This window comes from Paenarthrobacter sp. NCHU4564 (genome assembly GCF_052156435.1).
In the GTDB taxonomy this organism is placed as follows: domain Bacteria; phylum Actinomycetota; class Actinomycetes; order Actinomycetales; family Micrococcaceae; genus Arthrobacter.
Genome location: NZ_JBQLIS010000011.1, coordinates 72,157 through 93,124, shown reverse-complemented (window position 1 = coordinate 93,124; position 20,968 = coordinate 72,157). Strand labels below are relative to the sequence as shown.

Sequence of the window (20,968 nt, the reverse complement as noted above, 5' to 3'; positions counted from 1 at the left end):
TACGGATCCCCTCGAGGTGGCAGTTAATGACAATCCCGTGCCGCAGCATTGTCATTAACTGCCAGCTCGGGGTTGACCTGACTCTCCTTCCTTCCTAGGGTGTTCTGAGAAAACGTTTTCTTACCCTTGATTGTCCATGCCGGAGCGCCGTGTGCGCGCTCCAGGACTGGGTCACATCGTTGTGCCCGGGAAGGAATCATCCATGCGAACAGCCCGTACGAAACGCGCGCGCCTTGGAACGGCCGTTTTGGCAGTTGGCCTCGTGTCGCTCACGGCTTTTGGAACGCCGGCTGCCGCGGCACCGGCCAAAAAGCCCGGCGGGACGGACAGCCCCGTTTGCTCCAGCAGCAGCGTCATGCTGACCGCAGGCACTGGCAACGCACCGCAGAACCTCTGCGTTCCTGCCCAAGCCACGGACCACAGCAGCACGCTCTTGGTGTGGAATAAGCCGGCGGACTACGCCGATGTGGTGGACTACCGCGTCTATATGAATGGGCGGCCGCTGGGAACAGCTGAGGAAAATGCCAAAATCCACTCGCCGGCCCAGGAATACATAGAAGCGTTCAGGGCCGCTGACCGGGACGGTTTCCACGTGAGGACCGTGGCGCACAACTTCACCGTGACCGGGTTGGCCCCCACAACGGCCTACCAATTCAGCGTCTCGGCGGTGAGGGAAGATGGAACGGAATCGACGGTGAGTGGCCCCATCACTGTGACCACAACCCCGAGAGCACATAAAGTCAGCATCACAGATCCGGCCTACAAAGCCATTGGCGACGGGAAAACCCTCAACACCGCGGCAATTCAGAAAGCGATCGATACCTGCCGCACGCCGGGCTGCACCGTGGTGGTTCCTGCGGGCACCTTCACAACGGGGGCTCTGTTCCTTCATTCGGACATGACGCTGCATCTGGAAGAAGGCGCCCGGCTCCTCGGATCGGATCGGCCTGAGGACTATCCGCTGGAGAAGGGCTACTACCTCTATCCCGTCCCGGACCCCCTGCCCACCGAAACGGAGTACCGGAACTTCCGGAGGCCGCCGTCGTTGATTAACATCCTGCCGACAGACAACGGACGCTCGGCCGAAAGCCGCGAGCCGGGAGCCGTCGCGAAGAACGTCCGCATCACCGGTAAGGGTGTGGTGGACGGTAACGGCTGGAAGCGGACCGCAGAAGGTTCCATCACGGACGAAGCCGGAAATGTGCTTCCGCAGTATGTCGCCAGCTCGGCCGGCAAGGTGCTGGATGACGGCCTCCTTGCCGCGGCCCAATTCCGCAGCGCGAAGGAGCACCCGGAGTTCCTGACGGGAGTGGTCAATAAGCCGGAAACGCTGGAGGATTCCGTGCTGTACGGCCAGTATCGCTCCAGCCTGATGACCTTCGTGGGTGTGGAAAACCTGTACCTGGAGGGAATCACAGCCGACAATCCTGCCTTCCACGGCGTCATGATCCTGGACAGTGAAAACACCACCGTGAACGGCATGCGCCACACGACATACAACACCAACAACGGTGACGGCTTGGAATTCGGGGGCACCAGCAATGGCATGGTGCTCAACAACTTCTTCGACACCGGGGACGACCAGGTCAATTTCGCTGCCGGACAGGGCAAGTACGGGGCACAAGGACGGCCGAGCGAGGATGTGTGGATCTTCAACAACTACATGCGTATGGGCCACGGCGGAGTTGCTGTAGGTTCCAATACGGCGGCGTGGGTCCAGCGCGTCCTTGCCGAGGACAACGTGATGTACAAGGTCGAAACCGGCGGACTCCGGATGAAGAGCACCTCTGATATGGCAGGCGGCGGACGGGATTTCCTGTTCCGTGATACCGCCATGGCCTGCATGGGCAGCAGCGCGTTCATCATGACGCTCAGCTATAACCAGTCGCCGTCGGGGTATGTTGCCGCGGACTCCGCGACCTTCAAGAACGTCGCCGTCAGGAATGTTTCTGTGGATGGCAATAACTCGCCCACATGCGGCATGGCTGTCTCTGACAGCAAGCCGGTGATCGACATCCAAGCCGGCCCATCCCTGGGCGAAGGGACGGCCACCCTGGGCGCCTTCACGTTCCAGGATGTGGTGTTCCGAAATGTGAATCCCACCAACATCAAGGGGCTCACGGACTCAACTTTCGACGGCGTGACCTTCGGGAGCGTCCGGAACAACGCCAATCCCTGGCGCTTGGACGAGTACTCCACCGGAAACACCTTCACGGAGGTAAGCCCGGCGCCGCAGTAACCCCGAGATGGCAGTTAATGACAATCCGACGCGCAAACACTGCCATTAACTGCCACCTCGGCGGGTGAGACAACAGAACGGCGGCCGTCCCGCGAAAGTGGACGGCCGCCGTCGTTGTTATCAACGTGGGAAAGGCTACCTGGCCCTTCTTGCCGTTGTTGTCTCGTCCATGGCATCCCTGCCGAGCCACGCACCCAGGCCGATCATGGCCACGCCCAAGATCAAGTGCAGCCAGTTATCAGCGGTGTTGAACGGAACAAAGTTGGCGCCGGTTTCCTGGTTGATGACCAAGCCGTAGATCCAAAGAACTACGTAAACGGCGCCGCCACCCAGGAGGAACAGGCGTGCCATGCGAGCGTTCCTCGCCATGGCCAAACCTGCTACGCCGAACAGAAGGTGGACAATGTTATGGAGTATCGACACTTGGAAAACTCCAAGCAGCATGGCGCCGGATTCATGTCCCGCGAAGGTCATGGCGCCGTAATTGGTGGTGATTCCGGGGATGAATCCCAGAACGCCTACCAGCAGAAATACAATGCCAACGCCCATGGCGGTGTTGTGGAGCGTTAAGCCCATCGCGTGGTGATGGGCGGGGTGCGAAGCGGTGGTCATAAGTCCTCCCTTTCACGCTGGTTTCCGGCTCTTCTCGTGGAGAGCCGGCCTGCGGCAAGGGTGTCGGAAAACCTTGCCGACGCCGCCATAATACTCCTGAAATGCCGCAGATAGCAGGGGAAACAGCCGGATAGCATGGGTTCATGAGCCATGGTTCAAACGGGGAATTCAGGTCGTTCTTTTACGACACCCGTGATCTCACGCCGTTCCTGGAAGGGTACGTCCGCACTCCCGTCCGCGGCCTGACTGACGGTTTGGGTGACGCGTTTTCCGGCGTCCTGAACGGTCGCAATTCCGCCAAGCTGTCCGTCGCGGGTCCGGTACCGCGGCTGAAGATGCTCTCCGCCAAGCCGGCCAAGGCCATGCACGACGCCGTTTTCACCTCCACGGAGCCGGAATCGTTGCTTGCCCTGGCCCGCGCCTACCCGGGATGGGCGGGCCTTTGCCACGTCATGGCCGGACTTCTGGCGTACAAGCATGGCAGCTATCTCAGGGCGTCGGAACTGTTGCGGCGCGGCTTGTCCACCAGGATCGACGACGACGCCAGCCAGTTCTCGGCAATGTACCTGGGGCGTGTGGTCACCCGGGTTGAGGTTGCGGAGCGCATCGAGGTGCCGGTCCTGTTCAGTGAGGAATCCGTGTTCCTTGCCTTGGCCCATTGCCTTCGCGAGATGGGCCTGACCGACTCGGCGCTGCAGGCCGTGGTGGGGCTGCCGCCGTCGTTGCCTTCGGCTTTGGCGCGCTGTTCGGCAGCGCATGCACTGGGACGCCACCGCGAAGTAGTGGCCTGGACTGAGGGGCTCCTCAACACCGATGACCTGTCTGCTGCGCTGTTGCTCGTTCGCGCCAGGTCCCAGCGGGCGCGGGGTGACTATGACTCAGCGCAGCAAGCGTTGCGGGAGGTCCTCCGACGGCGGAAGACCAACCTGGCGCTGAAAAATGACGCACTGACCGACCGTGCCCTGCTTGCCCTGGACCTGGGTCGCCGTTCCCTCACGCCCCGCTCCATGAGGCCCTCCCCGGCGGCGGACCTGGAACCCGTGGAGTTCATCCGCAAAGACGAGGAAATGCGCAGGCTCTGGGAGAACGACTTCAAGAACCTCGGGGGCGAGTAGGCCTAGGCAAAAACCGGCAGGAGTTGCTCGGCCAGCAGCACCGCGCCCAGCCCCACCATGATGATCCCGCTCGCCAGGGTCACCGCCCGTGCCGCACCTGGTCGTGAAGCCAGCAGTTTCCGCGACGCCAAGGCGACGCCCGTGTAGACAAGCCCGGCCAGGGCCACGAACGTCAAGCCCAGCAGCCCTGACTGGACGGGCACGGGAAGGGTGGCGTCGGAGCTTACGAATTGCGGAACCAGCGCCACGAAGAACAGTAGGCCTTTGGGGTTGATGCCGCTGGTGCCAACGCCCTGCAGATAGGTGCGGAGGCGGCTGCCGGAAGGTACGACGGCGGCTTCCGCGCTGAAGCTCGCCCCGCGCCACGAGCGGAGGGTCACGACGCCGAGACACAGCAGGTAGGCAGCGCCCGCGACGGTCAGCCAACCCAGCAGGCCCGGAACTCCTGCCAGGAGTGCCGCCAGGCCCAGCACCATGAGCGCGGTGTGAAGCACGTACCCGCTGCAAAGCCCGGCCACGGCAGGCACGAAGCTGGTGTGGCGTAGACCGGCGGAGATGGAGTAGGCCCAGTCGACGCCGGGCGTGCAGGCCAGGGTGGCTGACACGACGAGGAAGGCCAGAAACAGCTGCGGGTCCACGGTTCTCTCCAGGGTTTGTTGGTAGGAAAACTCTAGGGAAAACGGGGCGAAAAGTGCTCTCATTTTTTACTGCCCAGACTGCGGCTTGCAGTAGTATTCTTGCGTGATTGATGGAATCGACAGAAGTATTTTGCGTCACCTTCAAGAAGACGGGCGGATTACTGCTACCGCCCTCGCGTCGAAGGTGGGTCTGACGGTGGCGCCCTGCCATCGACGTCTCCGCGATCTTGAGCAGTCCGGCGTTATCCGTGGGTATCGTGCGGACATTGACCCGGCCGCCGTCGGGCTTGGATTTGAGGCGATTGTCTTCGTCACGCTGCGCCAGGCGGACAAGGCCACCATGGCCGCCTTCGAAGAGAAGGTCGCCGCGAGCACCAACATTGTGGAGGCCCAGCGGCTCTTCGGTTCGCCGGATTACCTCCTGAAGGTCATCGCGGCCGACCTGCCCGCATACCAGCGCTTTTACGACGACGAGTTGGCGGCGTTGCCCGCAGTTGAGCGGTTGAATTCAACGCTGGTGATGAAAAACCTGAAGACCAACACCGGCCCGCCGGTCTAACCCTTTTCCTGCAGGAGTCCGGTGGTCCGGTACGGGATGACTTCGCGGAGGAACATGCTGGTGGACGTGCGGACAATGCCTGGGCACAGCCGGATCTCCTCGGACACCCGGTAGAGGTCGTCGGGGCTCCTGGCCACTACCCGGATGATGAGGTCGGTATCGCCGGCGGGGGCGTGGCACTCCAGAACTTCGGGTATCTCGCGCAGTGCGGCTATGGCTTCATTGAGGTGGCTTTGGTCCAGTTCGGCGCTGACCGCAGCGGCCACGCCCCGGCCAAGCGCGGAAGGAAGGACCCGGCTGCTGTTGGCGCGCAATGCCCCCGAGGCGGTCATACGCTCCAACCGTGACTGGACGGTCCCGCGGGCCAGCTTGAGTTTCTGCGCCAGCACCATGATGGGGACACGTGGATCCTCGTCCAGTGCGGCCATGATGCGGCGGTCTGTGGCGTCGAGTTCCTGCAAAGTGACCACTTCCTGTCGATGAACCGTGCCGGGACTGGTCAGATTGACTACTCAAGCCAGTTCCTGTTGCACCTACTGTATGCCCCCTGCTGAAATAGTGGCAACGAGGCAGGGTGAAGCTACCGCTGGAATCCTGCCGGCACCAGGCAGCTGGAACACCACCCGGCGTCCTGCGACGTTTCCCGCAAGGAAACCGCCGCTGATTGACTCTTGTTCACGCATTGTCATTCTGCACTCGCCCGGAAACGGGCAGCACAGTAAGAGCCCCTGAGCCACCGAACCGTTGCGGTAGCTGAGGGGCTCTTGTGCTGCCGCCCGGCACATAGGCTGGGACCATGACTTCCGCAGGCCGTTTTGCCCCCAGTCCCTCCGGCGAACTCCACGTGGGCAACCTGCGCACTGCCATTCTCGCCTGGCTTTTTGCGCGCTCCACGGGGAGAAACTTCCTGCTGCGCGTCGAAGACCTTGACCGCGCGCGGTCCGGCGCCGAAGCCCGGCAGCTCCGCGACCTGGAGGCCGTCGGCGTCGGGTGGGATGCCGCCGTCGTACGTCAGACGGAGCGCGGTGCGTTGTATGCAGAGGCGATTGACCGCCTGGCCGGGCAAGGCCTCACTTACGAATGCTTTTGCACCCGCAAGGAGATCCAGGAGGCCCCGTCAGCGCCGCACGCACCGCAGGGTGCCTATCCGGGGACGTGCCGGAAGCTGTCGCACGCTGAACGGGAGATCCGGCGCGCTTCGCGCCCCGCCTCGATCCGCTTGAGGTCCGACGTCACGGAGTGGGCTGTTGAGGACCAGTTGCGCGGCCGCTATGTGGGCGTGGTGGATGACTTGGTGCTCCGCCGGAACGACGGTGTGACCGCCTACAACCTGGCGGTGGTGGTGGACGACGCCGCCCAGGGAATTGACCAGGTGGTGCGAGGCGATGACCTGCTCCCGTCCACACCGCGGCAGGCATACCTCGCCTCGCTGCTGGGGCTGCCGGTCCCCGAATACGCCCACGTTCCGTTGGTGGTGAACCACGACGGCGTGCGGCTGGCAAAGCGCGACGGTGCCGTGACGCTGGGCGACCTCGCTGCCGTCGGAATCCCGGCTGACCAGGTGCGGGACCTGCTGCTGGGGTCGCTCGGGCTGCCACCCGGATCTTTGGAATCTTCTGTGTCACGGTTCCGTCCGGAGGAGCTTCCACGGGAAGCGTGGGTGTGGAGCGTTCCCCGCGGCGCTTAGCTGTTGGCCTCGGCCGCCCGTCGCGGCGGGGACCAGTTGTCCTCAGCCCTCAACGAGGCGGCGCCGATGTTTGAGTTCCTTAATCCAATCTCTCGTTTGCATGGCGCCAAAGGGTGAGGCGCCGCCGTCGAGGTCGCCGATCAAGGGGCCGCTGGCTTTGAGTGCAGCCTCCAAGGAATGCTGCGCGGCCCGGTCCGTGAGCCCGAGCTTCACTGCCCAACCCAGGAAGTGCTTCCGGCTGATTCCGGTCTTCTTGCCTCCGATGGCCAGGGCCAGCGTCTTGTCGCCGTAAACCACTGTGGAGGGGATGTCGTAGACCGGAGCGATGATGAACTCCCGCCGACCCTGCACGCCGGGTGTTTCGACCACCGAAACGTTCTTGGCGTGGAGATCGCCGTTGCCGGTCAGCCAGGCGAAGGCCACCTGGATCGCCAGGCTCCTCAGGGCGGGAAGTGGCGCAGGGCAGTGTGCGGCCAGCGCCATGCACACGTCGCTGAAGGGAATGCTGTACTTGTCGGCCGGATAGAGGCCCAGGATTTGTGCTCCGTCCTCCACCGCCAACCGCTGCGGTGAGCCGTCGGCTGCGGTGATGCGGTCGAAACGCTCCACCAAAAGCCCTGCCCGCCCGCCGACGTCGTGCACCAATTGGACATGGCTTACCGGAATCCGCAGCCGACGCGCGTAACGGAACATAAGAAACTCGTTTTCCACGACGAACGGAAACTCCGGCGCGTTGAGCTTCAGGATGTAGCGCTTCCCGGCCTGTGCCACGGGCAGGGAGATCATCCCCGCCGACAACTTGTCCTGCACACCCGCCAGAGCCACGGGGTCGATCAATCCGGAGTCGCCCAGCAGGGCGTCGAAGTCAAGCGGCAGTTTGGGATCAAGCACGACGGCGGAGCCCCCTTCTGCCGGCGGCTCGCCGTGGGGGACCGTTTGGACATCGCCGACCGCGTCTCCGCCGGCTGCCATGAGGAGCGCGAGTTCGTCGTCGGCGCTGGCCTTGACATGGCGGCGAAGTGCGTTGAGGCGTCGACCCTCGGGCAGCAGCCCTGTGAAGTAGGGAGGAACAGCGCCGCTTGGCGTGACTACCGGTTCATTGCTGACGGGCAGGGTGGTTGCTACCGCTGGGAGGTCCTTGTTCAGATAGCCAGGCAGGTAGCTGAACTTGGTGCCCCCTTGATGGCGCTCAAGACGGGCTGCGTGGATGCCTTGCTTGTAGACGTCTGCGATGCGGTGGTACGTCATGGGGTTGCCGTGCTGGCTGGACTGGCGGCGTGGACGACCGAAAGTTCCAACCCGAGTGTGGACAGGACGGCCATAAGTGGCTCAAGTTGAATGGTGGGCTTGCCGTTTTCCACGAAGCGCACGAAGCGTTCGGAGACTCCTGCGAGGTCGGCCACGTCCTGCTGGCTGAGGCTGAGGGACGTGCGGCGGGCACGCACTTCCGCGCCGAGGGTTGAGCTGAAACTGCTGTCTGTCACCCTGGCCTCCTGAATCGGTTGGAGCGGCACGAACGTGCCGGTCTCAACATTGTGGGCGCTTTTGTGCGTCGCTTCAAGGGGCGTGCGGGCGATTTCGGCACGTTCGTACCGGAGGTTTACGTTGCGGCACCTTAGAGGACGTGGGGGACATGTCAGGATGTGAAGCACACATTTGCATAGGGCCACGGGAGGTCCCTAACGCCGGCAACTACACGGTACGTTCATGGGTGGTGCGGTTCATCCTTGCAATCATCATGATTCCGGCCGCGATCGGCAGCTTCATCATGCTTAGCGCGGCCATCGTCAGTCTGAACTGGATCGTGCTGATCTCCGGCTTGGTCTGGACCCCGCTATTCGCTGCCGCTCCATCTTTAGGCTTCGAAGCAGCCAGGGATGGGCGGAAAGCTCGGAAGGCGCGCAAGCTAAACGGTCTTCCGAAACCTCAGACATCCGTGGACGACGAAGCAGCCAGGCGCTACTTCACGAAACATAAGGAACCCGGGCTAGAGATCACCCAGGGAACTTCCCTGACGCCAAATGGTGAGCACGTTGACCGGGAACTGTCCCGGCGGGGTGTTCCAGTTTCAAGGAAGTGGACTGGTTAACCGTGTAGCGTTTAGGGAACCTTCACCGGGCATTTTTGGGGGCGGGTCTTACGGGAATGCCGTAACACTGGAACGGCGGGGTCGTCGATTGCACGTCAGATACGGCCGGTGGGGGACCGGCTTTCAGGCAGACGCGACGCGGGTGGTAACTGCCAGTGACGGTAACGAGAAGCGGTACGCTGGCCAGATCCAATGATCGCTTTCAGTGAGGAGCCCAAAATCAGCAGCCAGAGCGGCATTGTCGAGGAATTGCTTGAGGACGGCTTGGCAGATTGGGTGTCTTTACAGAACGTGGTTTGGCTGTGCACCAGAGGAACGATCAACCCCGACACTAAACAGGCAGTTCTCGACGTACTTCATTTGCTCTACTCTGAGGGGCTCATGGTGCCTGGAGAGCTCGGGAAGAAGGGCTTTGAAGATTGGGCTCCCCCGTCAGGAACATGGGTTATTCGTTCAGAGATGGCGCTCGACGCTCTAGAGTGGCAACCGATGGGTGATGGCTTATGGCTGAGGCTGACAACCCGCGGCAAGTCTCTGGCGCGCAGTCAAAGAGAAGCGACTGACGCAGATTTGGTGATGAAAGAAGAAGACCCTCAATGACTGACCAGCCAACGAGATTTACAACCCAAGAATCGCGCGATGCCTTCGATGTCCTGATGCCGCACGTCGAGGAAAGCCATGGCTCGACTATCGACGGGGACGCTGCCGCAGCTCACATCGTCAATACTGAGCTATCAAAGATGCTCGGCAGGCACGTGGGACCCGACCTGCCTGATCTCAGCGGCCCATTACCTAGCCTTGAACTCCAAGCCGCAGCACGGATGCTAGCCAAAGCCGAAGGCACTGATCCCTGGAAGGGCCTCATGCTGGTCCAACTCCACTACGTCGAAGCCCTATCGGCGCCCGACAAGCTAAAAGCCACCCTCGAGACAGTCAGCCGATACTGGACGCAGGGCACTGGTAGTCCCGAAACCTTGTTGGAAGCAAAGCGCCAGTGTTGGGAGTACCTGAAGAAGTTCCCTATCGAAGAGCACCTGGATAAACCGGACACAAAGTTCGCCCGGGCAATGCTGTGCCTGGTTGAGCCCGTGGGCGATGATGACATGCTCTCAGATACAGCAGACTGGTTTTGCTCAGTGCTCTGGGACATATGGTGATGTCCTCGCAATCGGTCTTTCCGGGCCGCTGATTCTTCTCGACCGACCCGCCCGCAAGACGATCCTGCAACGGGCGTGCCCTCGAGTCCGGAGAAGAAGCTAACTCAACGATGAATCACCTCACCAGGGTCGAGCCCCAGCGATAAGAGGTCGAATTCGATTTGACTGAGGAACTGTCTGCAGCCGCTCTCAACTTCCGACCAATCGAGTGGATTGCTGACCACATCGGGGCTGAATACTGACCCCACCCGCCAGCCTGACGACCCACGTGTCAGTGAAACCGCGCCAAGTTCTTCAAAGGACATCGAGTCAAACACGAAGTCACCTCGGTTCGCGGGCGTTGAGCCAGAGAAACAAGCTGCGAGCGAGTTCTACTACGGGAAAGGCTAGCTCTCGATAGAGCATCACAGGCCCTTCCGAGACAGTGCGATCGGCATCAAGACCGACCAAGTAGTCAGCTTGGCTCGTTCCTCCGATGTTGTCAGAGTCTAAGTTCGCGTAAGAAAGTCTCATAGTTGCCATCTCATCACCAACCCTCCGTGCTCTGCCCGCGGTTCACTCGCACCGTAGACGTCCGAGGATTCAGCGCACAACAATTCCAGGCCCTTCTACCGCCCGTTGAAGATCCACTTTCGCTCGTAGACAGGGCTATGAAGGATCGTCAGGCCACCCTGGGCTAGGTTCCACTCCTACTCCGCCGAAGTCTACGGGCGCGATGCCTGCTCGCCTGGCTGGCCCAAGGCGCTTCTTCAATAGCAATGATGACGGTGTCGTCGACGTCACTGGCGGGAAGAGAATCCAGCCATGGCACGGCAAGTGAAGTCCAATAGTCCATCTGAGTCGCCACAGCTGTCGCCGGAATCGTTGCCAGCGGAACTTTTGAAAGCAGTGTCCCGGACACCATGGATAGCTCACGCTCGCGCTCTTCAAGCTCTGCTCGGACTTCTTCGTAAGGACGTTCAAGGCACGGAAGTAGCCCGACCGGATGCTCCAGATCGAGCTGCCTTTTAGGCCGTAGCTCATCACCCACGTAGAGGACATCTCCAACGAGACCGAGCCATGAATGTTGCCCAAGCCAAAGTATCCGGATCCACGGTGGGTGCATCCGACCAGTGTGAAATAGGGAATGCGAGACTGCAAAAAGACAACCCGGGGCGTTACGGGTGGCGTGGAGCACTGTCCGGTAAAGGATCCTGCAACGGACGGACTTCCGATCTGGATTTTGGACCGGCTGAGGGATGCTTGAACAGGGGTGAGAGTGTCGGGTGATCGACTCTTGGGCGACAACCGCATTCTGGCGGGTATGAGCGTAGGGTGTATTGGCCGCCCACTTTTGAAGAGCGACGACTGGCTTGTTACGCGATGATGACGTGCTTGCTTTTCTGCGAGGTGGTCGATTTCTTTGCGTGGGAAATCTGAATAGGTTGTATCTCGTTAACGTCGGGCGAGACCATAAGGCACCTTCCTGTGTGTTGACTGGATAATGCTTGGCAAAACCCTTAATGCCGGGTTAGTCTCCTCTCGCTAGTCGAATTTGGGGGTTCCTGACGGCAACTGACGCATCCCTCTGTCGAGTGACTTTTGCTCCGGAAAGTGATGCTGTGGCTTCTTCTGCTGCCTTCCTTCGTCGTGCCTGTGTACCCGCGCTGACTGTTTCGTTGTTCCTTGCCGGTCTTGCCGTGCCTGCTGCTGTGGCCGGTCCTGGGGTTCAACCCGCTGAGACGGATCCGGCGGTTGTTGAGACGGGCCCTGGTGCTGTTGTGGTAGAGCCGGGGTCGGAATCAGCGGCGCAGGCTGAGGCGAAGGCGTCGGGGGAGAAGGTCGTGGTCGACTCGGCAACGACCCCGACGGATCTGACGGTCGCGAATCCGGACGGGACGTTTACGCGGTCGATGTCGTCGTTGCCGGTGCGGATGGAGACCAGCGCGGGTTGGGTGGATATCTCCACTGACCTGGTCAAGACAGTGGAGGACGGCAAGGCGGTTATCAAACCGGAGCAGGTCCCGGTTGATGTGACCATCGGTGCCGGCGGGTCCAATGAGATGGCGAAGATTGATGACAAAGAGGGGCATTCGATCACGCAGTCGTGGCCGTTCGGTGCCTTGCCCGAGCCGGTGCTTGATGGTGACACAGCCACCTACCGGCAGGTGCTCCCGGGTGTTGATTTGGTGCAGATCGCGCACCAGACGGGTGTTTCCCAGGTCCTGAAGATTGAGTCTGCTGAGGCTGCCCGGGATCCGCGGGTGGTTGAGATGAGGTTGTTCCTGGATGCCGAGAACGCCGAGCTGGGTCAGTCACCGGAGGGGACACTCACGGCGACCGGTGAGGACACCGGCCAGATCGAGCTTCGGACGACGGGCGGCCAGTGGTGGGATTCTTCGCAGGAAGGCGCTTCAGCGACCGATCCGGGCAGGACAGGGCTGACGAGGCCTTTCACTTTGAGTTTGGGGCAGGACGGGGATAAGCAGACCCAGGTTTTCGGTATGTCTGAAATCCTTGACACCCCTGGCCTGCAGTACCCGCTGTATGTTGATCCGTTGTGGCACCAGACCCGCACCTCGTACGTCTTTGTGGACACGGCGTACCCGAACACCTCGTATTGGAACGGCCAGTTCACGGATTCAACGGTCAACGTCGGGTACTTGCAGGCGCATTGGGCTCCGGACGGTGTCCAGCACCTGGCGAGGACGTATTACCAGTTCGAGGGCAAACCTTTCGACACGTCCGCGGCGATTATCACGGCACGGTTGAGTGTTCTGGAGACGTGGTCGTCCTCGTGCACACCGACGGGGGTGGCGTCCTGGATTACGGGGAACGTCAGCCCGAGCACGACGTGGAACAACCAGCCGTCCTTGACGATGCGCACCGACGTCGCTTCGGTTGCGAAGGGTTACAGTTCTGCCTGCCCTGCCGGGACGGTCGGTTTTGACTTGATGGCGGGCAAAAACGTTCTGTTGAATTCGTCGAAGTGGACGATCATGCTCGCAGCGGAAAATGAGCTCGACAGCAGCGGTCTGGGCTGGAAGAGGTTCTCCAACGGGGCCACCCTCGATGTGGACTACAACCGCAACCCGTACGGTCCGGCGATTGATTCTGTCCAGTCCGGCCGGTGGACGGACGTGCCGTGGCAGTCCAAGTACGTCACCCGCATCACCAAACCCAAACTGTCGGTTTTCGCGGGCGACCCTGACGCCGACGGTGGCAACATCCAGGTTGATTTCAGCGTCCGCCCGGCCGCTGGGGGCGCCAATGTCTTCAGCGGTTCGGTCTACAACACGTCCCCGGCCTGGAAACAGGTTTCCATCGACTGGGGCGGCTGGGCCGCGCTGGCCGAAGGTAACTACATCTTCGAGTCCCGGGCCTACGACATCTGGGGTGGGATCTCACCGCTGATGAGCTTTCCCTTCACTGTTGACACCACCGGCCCGAAGCCGCCGGTGCTGACCAAAGTGGGCACTGCCCTGACGCAACCAGATCCCACAGTGGCTGCTTACACGGACTCCGCGAACGAGCCCGGGAAGGTCCCCTACCAGTTCGAAATCACGAACTCGTTCACCAATTACCGGGAAATGCGGGCCAGCGGGTTCATCTACGCCGTCAGCGAGGCAGAACAAGTCACACTCCCTGCATCAGTGACCTGCCTGACGCCGCCGACCCGGGAATACATCGTCCTTTGCCCCGAAACGGACGGTGTGGTGATCAACATCGGCACGGTCAGTAAGAAAACCAACCTGTCGGTGTGGGCCTTTGACGCTGCCGGGAACGTCACCGGGGAGACCTACAGGATGGGATCACCGACGAGGGCGACGATCACGGTCCCGGAACCGGAACCTGTGCGTACCGTGGAGCCGTTGACGTTGTCCGGCGGGGCGGTGTGGAAGGACATCGTGACCACTCAGGCGACCGGTGACCAGCGCAAGCCGACCGGAACGTGCGGGACAGCGGATGCGACGGGTACGACTAATGCCAAGGCATTGCAGCTCGGTGCAGGGGCGAAGGCCGAGTACCCGTCCCGGGCGGTGGACACCGCGGAGAACTTCAGCGTGGCCGCCTGGGTGTGCCCGACCAGCGTGAACGGTTCGATCCAGTCGTTGATCACCCAGCTCGCCGGCTCGACCCCGGGCGCCGCGTTGGAGATCGACGAAAACTCCGGTGCGGCACGGTTGCAGGCCTGGACCGGGGCAAGTTCCAGTCACATCGTCAAGGGCGACTACCCACTCGTGGCCGGTGGCTGGCGCTACGTCACGGCCGTATACGACAAGATCAACCGCCAGCTCCGGCTCAGTTCCACCTCGGGAACAACGGTCACGACCTGGGTGGTCGCCGCCTCACAGAACAACATCGTCAGCGCCGGATCCACCCAGAAAGTCGTCATCGGGCAGGGCATCACCCGTGGCCAGCAATTCACGGGCAAGATTTACCGGCCCGTGCTGACCAAGGGCATGCTGACCACCGCCCAATTCGAGACCGTGCAGGACGCCTTCATGAACCCAGACGGCATCACTGAGAAGACAGGACTGCTCAAATGAGAACAACCACCCTTTGGGCAGCCCCTGCCAAAGTCATCCTGACGGCAGCGCTGTCGGCGGCGCTGATCGTCTCCGGCTCCGGATTCACCACCGTCCCCGAGACCGCACCAGCGGCTGCGTCCTTCACGCCCGACGCTCCGGACCTGGGCACCCCTGTCCCGGTCCAGCGCTGGAGCGAACCACAACCCGCCACGTCCAGTGCCGGGGTTGAGGCGACCACGGCAGCAGCCCCTGCTGGGGACACCGTGATCGGTGATTCACCCACCGCGAGCACGGTGGGGCAGAAGACCGGACGGGTACCGATGACCGATTCGGTGCCGACAAGTTCGAACGGCACCTCGAACTTCACCGGTCTTCCCGGTGTGGGTGCCGGGACGTGGGGGACCACCGGCCAGACCGGCGGGTTCACCTGGAACTACCCGTTCCCGATCCGTAACGCCCCGGCAGGGAAAACACCGGCCCTGGGGCTGGCGTATGACTCGACCATCCTGGACGGGCTGACCAGCTCAACAAACACCCAGGCCTCCGTGGTTGGTGATGGGTGGACCCTCGCCGGCGCGGGAACGATCCGTCAGAACTTTGGGGCCTGCAAGGATCAAATGCCGGCCGGGACCCCGACCTGGGATTTGTGCGGTAACCCGGGCGGGCAACAGTTCAGTATTTCGTTTGGCAGCCGGTCCGGGCTGATCGTCGAGGACGCCAACCCGGAAACGGACCCGAAACTGAGGTACCGGTTGCAGAAGGATGACGGCAGCCGTCTTGAATACCTCACCGGCGCCACGAACGGCACGTTCGCCGGGGACTATTGGAAAATCACCGACCCGGAAGGCACGCAGTACTTCTTCGGCGTGAACCGGTTGCCGGGGTGGTCCAGTCCAACGCAGTACACCAACTCCACCGATTACGTACCCGTCCGGGCCGCGAACAGCACCCAGCCCTGCGCGCACCTGATCCCCACTGGTGATTTCTGCCAGCAGGCCTACGCCTGGAACCTGGACTACGTCGTGGATGTGCACGGTAACTCCCAGGCGTTCTACTACACCCAGGACACGAACTACTACCACACCAAGGCAGGCACCGGCCCGACGTATTCCTACGTCCGGGCCAGCCGCCTGACCCGGGTTGACTACGGCATGCGCGCCGGCAGTGAACTGACCGCCAAGGCCCCCATGGTCGTGCACCTGGGCTACACCGGCCGCTGTGAACAAGGCGTCAGCTGCGCCGCGGGCAACGATGTGCCTTATGAGCAGTTCAACTGCCCGACCGCGACGAACTGCCCGGTCCAGGCACCGACCTTCTACACCCATTACCGGCTCTGGAACGTCCTTTCCCAAACACTTGTCGGTACGAGCTACGGCAACGCGGACTACTGGTCCCTTGTCCACACCATGCCCAACCCAGGCGACGGCACCAGGCCTGCACTGTGGCTGTATTCGGTCACCCATTCCGGCGCGGACACCACCACAACGGGCATCACCTCATGGGTGACCGACCCGCCCACCGTTTTTGATGGGCACGGGAAGTACAACCGGGTCCAGGACATCCGTTCCGGGCAGGCCTCGATGAACCGCATCCGCCTGGACTATATCGGCAACAGCACCGGCGGCCACACTGACGTGGCGTACATGCCGGCCGAGTGCACGAAGGAAGACGTCAGCGGCGGCAGCGCCGACGGCAAAGCCGACATCGTGCCGGAGACGAACACGAAACGGTGCTTCCCGCAATACTGGGTCCCCACCGACCCGATCGTCGAAGACCAGCGCCTGTCGTACTTCAACATCTACCCGGTGGCAAAGGTCACGACCTACTCGAGTTCCGGTAACGACGGCAGCACCCCGATGCAGACCACCTACGACTACACCGGAACGCCCTTGTGGAAGTACGCCGGCCCCACGTACGACACCTCCACGGGCGGGTCCAAGAAGACCTGGTCCGTGCTCGGTGGATGGTCCCAGGTCAAGGTCACCACGGGCAACGACCCCGTCACGGCGAACAACCCCTACACCATCACCACGTATCTTCGTGGCGGTCACGGCACCCCGTCCAACACCACCGGTGGCATGCGCTCCATAAACGTCACCTCCTCCGACGGTGTGACGGCCACGGTCCCGGACTGGCCCTGGTTCGCCGGGCGCGTTCTGGAAAAGCGCAGCTACAAAGGCAGCGGCGGGACCTACCTGTCAGGAACTGTCACCAAGCCGTGGATGGCAGGAAACCCGACCGCGACCTCCAAAGCGTCCCTCGGATCGGTGAAGGCGTACTTCACCGGGACCGAGTTCACCCAGACCCAGATCGCCTCCAGCCAGGGCAGCGGGTGGCGTAAGACCAAGACCACCAACACGTACGACACCCTGGGCAGGGTCGTGGCCGTCAGTGACGAGGGTGAAGTCGGCATTCCCGCCGATAGCAGCTGCACCACCACCAGTTACGCCGACAACCCCGGCCTGAACATCCTGTCCCTGCCCGCGGTCACCTCGACCTACACCGAGGTGTGCAACACCGCCGGTGTGACCTTGCTGAAGTCCACCCGGACCCTGTACGACGGATCGACCTCCGCCGTGCCCGGCACCACCGGCTACGTGATGCCGACCAAGGGTGACAAGACCCGTGTCGACGCGGCCACCGCCGTCTCCGGCGGGACCGCCACGGCGTGGCAGACCGGCGCGGTCACCGTGTACGACGCTCTGGGCCGTCCGACACAGTCCACGGACAACAGCACCGGAACAGCCCGGGTCTCCACCACCACCTACGCCCCGGCAACCGGTGCGGTGACCACGGTGACGAGCAGGAACGCCGCCCAATGGACCACGGTCACGACCCTGGATGCGATCCGTGGGAACACCCTGAAAACGGTGGACCCGAACGGGCGCGAAACCAGCGCCAAGTATGACCCGTCCGGCCGGGAGATCGCCTCCTGGGACATCCGCCGGCCCCAGGCAAACTACTCCACGGTCCCGACGGTGGCGACCAGTTACAAGGTGTCCGCGACCAGCCCGTCCTGGGTGAAGAAAACCATCCTCAGCGGCAACCAGGACCAAACCAGCAGTTACACCATCTACGACGGTATGGGCCGTGTCCGGCAAACCCAGGCACAGTCACCCGGTGGCGGGACCATCGTCACCGACACCACCTACAACTCAGCCGGGCAGAAAGACCTCGAACGCAACGCCTACTACGTCGACTCCGCCCCGGACGGTGTCCTGGTCACCCCCACCCTCGCGGTGCCGTCCTCGACCCTTTATGAATACGAAGCCGGGGGCCGGGTGGCGGCGGTGCGGGCCATGGCCTGGGACAACGACGAAATCTCCAAAACCACCTACACCTACACCGGTGCCGACACCACCACCGTGACTGTCACCGATGACACAGGTTTCACGACCTCCCCGGTCAAGACGCTGATGAACACGGACGGGAAGCTACAGAGCCGGACCAGCTACTACGGCACCACCGCCACCGGTACCGCCGATGTCAGCTCCTACGTCTACGACGTGTTCGGTCAACTCATCCGCATGGGAGACGGGTCCAACCTGTGGTCCTGGGCGTATGACCCGGCCGGACGCCAAACCGGCAGCGAAGACCCCGACACCGGCAGTGGCACCACCGCCTACGATGCCGCAGGCAGGGTCGCGTCCCGCACCGATGAGCTGAACACGGTCACCAAATACACCTACGACGTCCTGGACCGGGTCACCAAACAGACCCTCACCCCCGCCGGGGGTACGGAGAAGACCCTGATCACCAACACCTACGACGGGTCAAGCCTCAAGGGTGTGCTCTCCAGCTCCACCAGGAACAACGGGGCCGCTTTCAACCAACCCGTGACCACCACGTTCACCGGCTTCGACCTGGCCTACACCCCCGGCACGACCACCACCACGCTCCCGGCCGGGCTGACCAACTTCAACGGCTCCTACACCTTCACGAACACCACCACCTTCACCGGCAAAACCGACGTGGCCGGGACCCCGGCCATCGCCGGCTTGCCGGCCGAATCCGTCGGCTACGGCTGGGACGGATTCGACAATCCGACAGAAATTGTCGGCAGCGGCAACAAATACGCCGGCAACGGCATGTACAACCATTTGGGCCAGCTGACGAAGTACACCCAAACGGACAACAACTACTCCTCCGGCGCCAACACCGCAGGCAGCATCGACGTGACCTTCACCTGGGACGCAACAACCGGCCGCCTGGACAAAACCCAGGCCACGAACAAGCTCGGCTTCGCCCCGGCCGACCTGGGCACCACCCGCTATACCTATGACCCGGCCGGGCGGATCACCGAACGCGAACAGGCCTACACCTCCAGGCCGTCATCACCGCTGGATAACCAGTGCTACGCCTACGACCACGCCGACCGGCTCAAAGCAGTCTGGACACCAGCCACCACCACCTGCGGCGCCGCCCCAGCACCGACCGCTACGACGGTCACGGGGCTTGGTGGGCCCGCCCCGTACGCGCAGACCTACACCTACACCGGTGCCGGTGACCGGTCCCAGGTCAAACGCTTCGGATCCAACGGCGCCCTGGCCGTCACCGAAACCTACGCCTACCCAACCCCAGGCACCGTAGGACCCCACCGGGTCCAGTCCGTCACCTCCGTTGCCGGGTCAACCACCACACCCCGGTCCTTCACCTGGGACACGGCAGGGCGGATGACAGGCCGTGCAGGTCAAACCATCACCTACACCCTCGACGGGCGCGTCGACACCACCACCGGAACCAGCACCATCCCGGCCAACCCGAACCCCAACGCCACAGCAGGCACAGCCCCGGCCCCAACCACCGGTGCCGGAAGTGCCGGTGCCCGGTACTATGACGCCGCCGGGAACCTCGTCGGCATCACCGACGGCACCGGCACCACCATCACCCTGGGCAGCATCACCGCCCACTCCACCCCCGCCGGCGTGAAAACAGCGACAAAGACCTACACCTTCGCCGGTAAAGTCGTCGCCCAACGCACCGCCACCAGCGCGGGCACCAAAGTCGCGTTCATCATCGGCGACAACATCAACACCGCCCAAACCATGGCACTGCCCAACACAACCGCCGGTACCGGTGCGGTCACTCTCATCCGCCGCACCGACCCCCTCGGCCTTGCCCGGGGATCGAACAACACCGGCACCGGCAATGCGGCCTTCACCACCGCCGCGGCCACCACCGCCGGTGCCGGTTCCAACGCAGCCAGCAGCACGGGGTTCAGTGCCGTCAACGGCTACATCGCCGGACTCGACGACACCATCAGCTCCCTCACCCACCTCGGAGCCAGGGACATGGACCCCGTTCTCGGCGTCTTCACCGCACCCGACCCTATCCTCATCACGGAAGACCAAAGAGGATTCACCCCCTACACCTACGCCTTCGGCATGGTCATTAACGCCTCAGACCCAAGCGGCCTGGCTATCCAGCAGCCACTTCCCGACGGTGAAGGTGGAACTTGGGACGGGCAAATCTACCAAGATGCCATGGTCGAAGGTGGAAACGGCGACGTCCCGTATTACACATCTAACCCTCTGGGTAAACCGCTAGTCGTTCGTGCTACAAGTCCCATTACTGGGGATCCGGTCAGAGGCCACTCTGGACTAAACAACAAAACACCGGATCCAGACATGCTTCATTCGGGCGCGTATTCGTATCATGTCGAAAACTGGCTCGGAGCCGATGTGAATGCGTACAGTGCGAAGGAGATTGCGAAAGTCTTCAAGGATCACCCAACGGAAATCTTCCCATTCGATGTACAGGGATGCTCCACCTTCGAGGACGGTGCCTCTTGTACCTTGATCAAGGCTGTCGCAGGAGACTATTGGCCATTCGGCGACGACACAGGTGTGGTAGCCGTGAGCGCGACGGACACTAGCGTGACCTTCACTGTTACATCCGAGGACTATTTCGATGCTCCTGGATCAACCATTACCTTTGATGTTGTACAACGACAGAATGGCTATTATCTCGACCAAACTACCCAAGCGTCAGGAGCTAACGTTTTCGTGACCATGGGACAGGCTGTCGGTATACAGCGGATTCCCTGGGCAGAACAGGCAAACAACCTTAGAGAGGCGGTGGTCAAGTATGGCCAGAAATAGCTCACAAGTCGGGTGGTGGAGGCGGGGAAATCTTAGGCCCAGGGCGCTTTGGCTGGGAGTCATCCTCGGTGTAGTTGGTTCAATCATCTACTTTCTGAGCTTGGGCTGGGGTAAGCCAGTAAGACTAGGGGAACTTGTGTGGGCCCTATTCGCCTTCTTCTTCATCGCTGTAGCTGCGGCAGCTCTAGGACTGTTTGTAGCCGGAATCGTCACTGGTTTTCAGCGTATGGTTCCAGAAACGTCCTCTCGTTCGAGGCGTG

General features: G+C 62.1%; 15 protein-coding genes. 9 read left to right on the top strand and 6 right to left on the bottom strand.

Annotation, left to right across the window (positions count from 1 at the left end; all coding sequences use genetic code 11):
* The first annotated feature begins 202 nt into the window (after positions 1 to 202).
* The gene (locus tag ACSVIE_RS12850; protein WP_442424091.1) at positions 203 to 2,239 is read left to right on the top strand and encodes a glycosyl hydrolase family 28 protein; all 2,037 of its coding nucleotides are present in this window, start codon (positions 203 to 205) and stop codon (positions 2,237 to 2,239) included.
* Between the two features lie 135 nt (positions 2,240 to 2,374).
* Here the strand turns inward: ACSVIE_RS12850 and ACSVIE_RS12845 are convergent, their stop codons facing one another.
* A complete protein-coding gene (locus tag ACSVIE_RS12845; protein ID WP_442424090.1) occupies positions 2,375 to 2,851 on the bottom strand; it encodes a DUF4383 domain-containing protein in 477 nt (158 codons plus the stop codon).
* 143 nt (positions 2,852 to 2,994) lie between these two features.
* On the opposite strand from ACSVIE_RS12845, the gene ACSVIE_RS12840 reads away from it, so the two are divergent.
* Positions 2,995 to 3,966, top strand: a complete 972-nt coding sequence (locus ACSVIE_RS12840; protein ID WP_442424089.1) for a tetratricopeptide repeat protein — start codon at positions 2,995 to 2,997, stop codon at positions 3,964 to 3,966.
* Positions 3,967 to 3,968: 2 nt separating this feature from the next.
* Here ACSVIE_RS12840 and ACSVIE_RS12835 read toward each other — a convergent pair whose 3' ends face one another.
* Positions 3,969 to 4,604 carry a LysE family translocator gene (locus ACSVIE_RS12835; protein ID WP_426004567.1) on the bottom strand — a complete coding sequence of 212 codons (636 nt, stop codon included), beginning with the start codon at positions 4,602 to 4,604 and terminating at the stop codon, positions 3,969 to 3,971.
* A gap of 103 nt (positions 4,605 to 4,707) precedes the next feature.
* Between ACSVIE_RS12835 and ACSVIE_RS12830 the strand changes: the two genes are divergently transcribed.
* Positions 4,708 to 5,163 (top strand): Lrp/AsnC family transcriptional regulator, encoded by a 456-nt coding sequence (locus ACSVIE_RS12830; protein WP_426004565.1) that lies wholly within the window; start codon positions 4,708 to 4,710, stop codon positions 5,161 to 5,163.
* Here the strand turns inward: ACSVIE_RS12830 and ACSVIE_RS12825 are convergent.
* The gene (locus ACSVIE_RS12825) at positions 5,160 to 5,624 is read right to left on the bottom strand and encodes an Lrp/AsnC family transcriptional regulator (RefSeq protein ID WP_426007614.1); all 465 of its coding nucleotides are present in this window, start codon (positions 5,622 to 5,624) and stop codon (positions 5,160 to 5,162) included. The two genes, ACSVIE_RS12830 and ACSVIE_RS12825, sit on opposite strands and share 4 nt — an antisense overlap.
* A 335-nt stretch (positions 5,625 to 5,959) precedes the next feature.
* Between ACSVIE_RS12825 and gluQRS the strand changes: the two genes are divergently transcribed.
* Positions 5,960 to 6,850 carry a tRNA glutamyl-Q(34) synthetase GluQRS gene (gene gluQRS, locus ACSVIE_RS12820; RefSeq protein ID WP_442424088.1) on the top strand — a complete coding sequence of 297 codons (891 nt, stop codon included), beginning with the start codon at positions 5,960 to 5,962 and terminating at the stop codon, positions 6,848 to 6,850.
* A 42-nt stretch (positions 6,851 to 6,892) separates the two neighbouring features.
* On the opposite strand, the gene ACSVIE_RS12815 is transcribed toward gluQRS, so the two are convergent.
* On the bottom strand, positions 6,893 to 8,098 hold the full coding sequence (locus ACSVIE_RS12815; RefSeq protein ID WP_442424087.1) for a type II toxin-antitoxin system HipA family toxin: 1,206 nt from the start codon (positions 8,096 to 8,098) through the stop codon (positions 6,893 to 6,895).
* A complete protein-coding gene (locus ACSVIE_RS12810; protein WP_442424086.1) occupies positions 8,095 to 8,334 on the bottom strand; it encodes a helix-turn-helix transcriptional regulator in 240 nt (79 codons plus the stop codon). The genes ACSVIE_RS12815 and ACSVIE_RS12810 overlap by 4 nt, the downstream gene beginning before the upstream one ends.
* A 227-nt stretch (positions 8,335 to 8,561) precedes the next feature.
* Between ACSVIE_RS12810 and ACSVIE_RS12805 the strand changes: the two genes are divergently transcribed.
* The 3 genes from ACSVIE_RS12805 (at position 8,562) to ACSVIE_RS12795 (ending at position 10,096) form a co-directional block, all read left to right on the top strand.
* Positions 8,562 to 8,939: a hypothetical protein gene (locus tag ACSVIE_RS12805; RefSeq protein ID WP_442424085.1), complete on the top strand. Its 378-nt coding sequence runs from the start codon at positions 8,562 to 8,564 to the stop codon at positions 8,937 to 8,939.
* A 192-nt stretch (positions 8,940 to 9,131) separates the two neighbouring features.
* The gene (locus tag ACSVIE_RS12800) at positions 9,132 to 9,539 is read left to right on the top strand and encodes a hypothetical protein (RefSeq protein WP_442424084.1); all 408 of its coding nucleotides are present in this window, start codon (positions 9,132 to 9,134) and stop codon (positions 9,537 to 9,539) included.
* Positions 9,536 to 10,096 carry a hypothetical protein gene (locus tag ACSVIE_RS12795; RefSeq protein WP_442424083.1) on the top strand — a complete coding sequence of 187 codons (561 nt, stop codon included), beginning with the start codon at positions 9,536 to 9,538 and terminating at the stop codon, positions 10,094 to 10,096. Before ACSVIE_RS12800 ends, ACSVIE_RS12795 begins: the two co-directional genes overlap by 4 nt.
* A 104-nt stretch (positions 10,097 to 10,200) precedes the next feature.
* On the opposite strand, the gene ACSVIE_RS12790 is transcribed toward ACSVIE_RS12795, so the two are convergent.
* Complete coding sequence (locus tag ACSVIE_RS12790) at positions 10,201 to 10,413, bottom strand: DUF7878 domain-containing protein (RefSeq protein ID WP_442424082.1); 213 nt, start codon at positions 10,411 to 10,413, stop codon at positions 10,201 to 10,203.
* A gap of 1,284 nt (positions 10,414 to 11,697) precedes the next feature.
* Here ACSVIE_RS12790 and ACSVIE_RS12785 point away from each other — a divergent pair.
* Together ACSVIE_RS12785 and ACSVIE_RS12780 are read left to right on the top strand one after the other, a co-directional pair.
* Positions 11,698 to 14,625 carry a LamG-like jellyroll fold domain-containing protein gene (locus tag ACSVIE_RS12785; RefSeq protein WP_442424081.1) on the top strand — a complete coding sequence of 976 codons (2,928 nt, stop codon included), beginning with the start codon at positions 11,698 to 11,700 and terminating at the stop codon, positions 14,623 to 14,625.
* Positions 14,622 to 20,708, top strand: a complete 6,087-nt coding sequence (locus ACSVIE_RS12780; protein WP_442424080.1) for a hypothetical protein — start codon at positions 14,622 to 14,624, stop codon at positions 20,706 to 20,708. The genes ACSVIE_RS12785 and ACSVIE_RS12780 overlap by 4 nt, the downstream gene beginning before the upstream one ends.
* Positions 20,709 to 20,968: the final 260 nt, after the last annotated feature.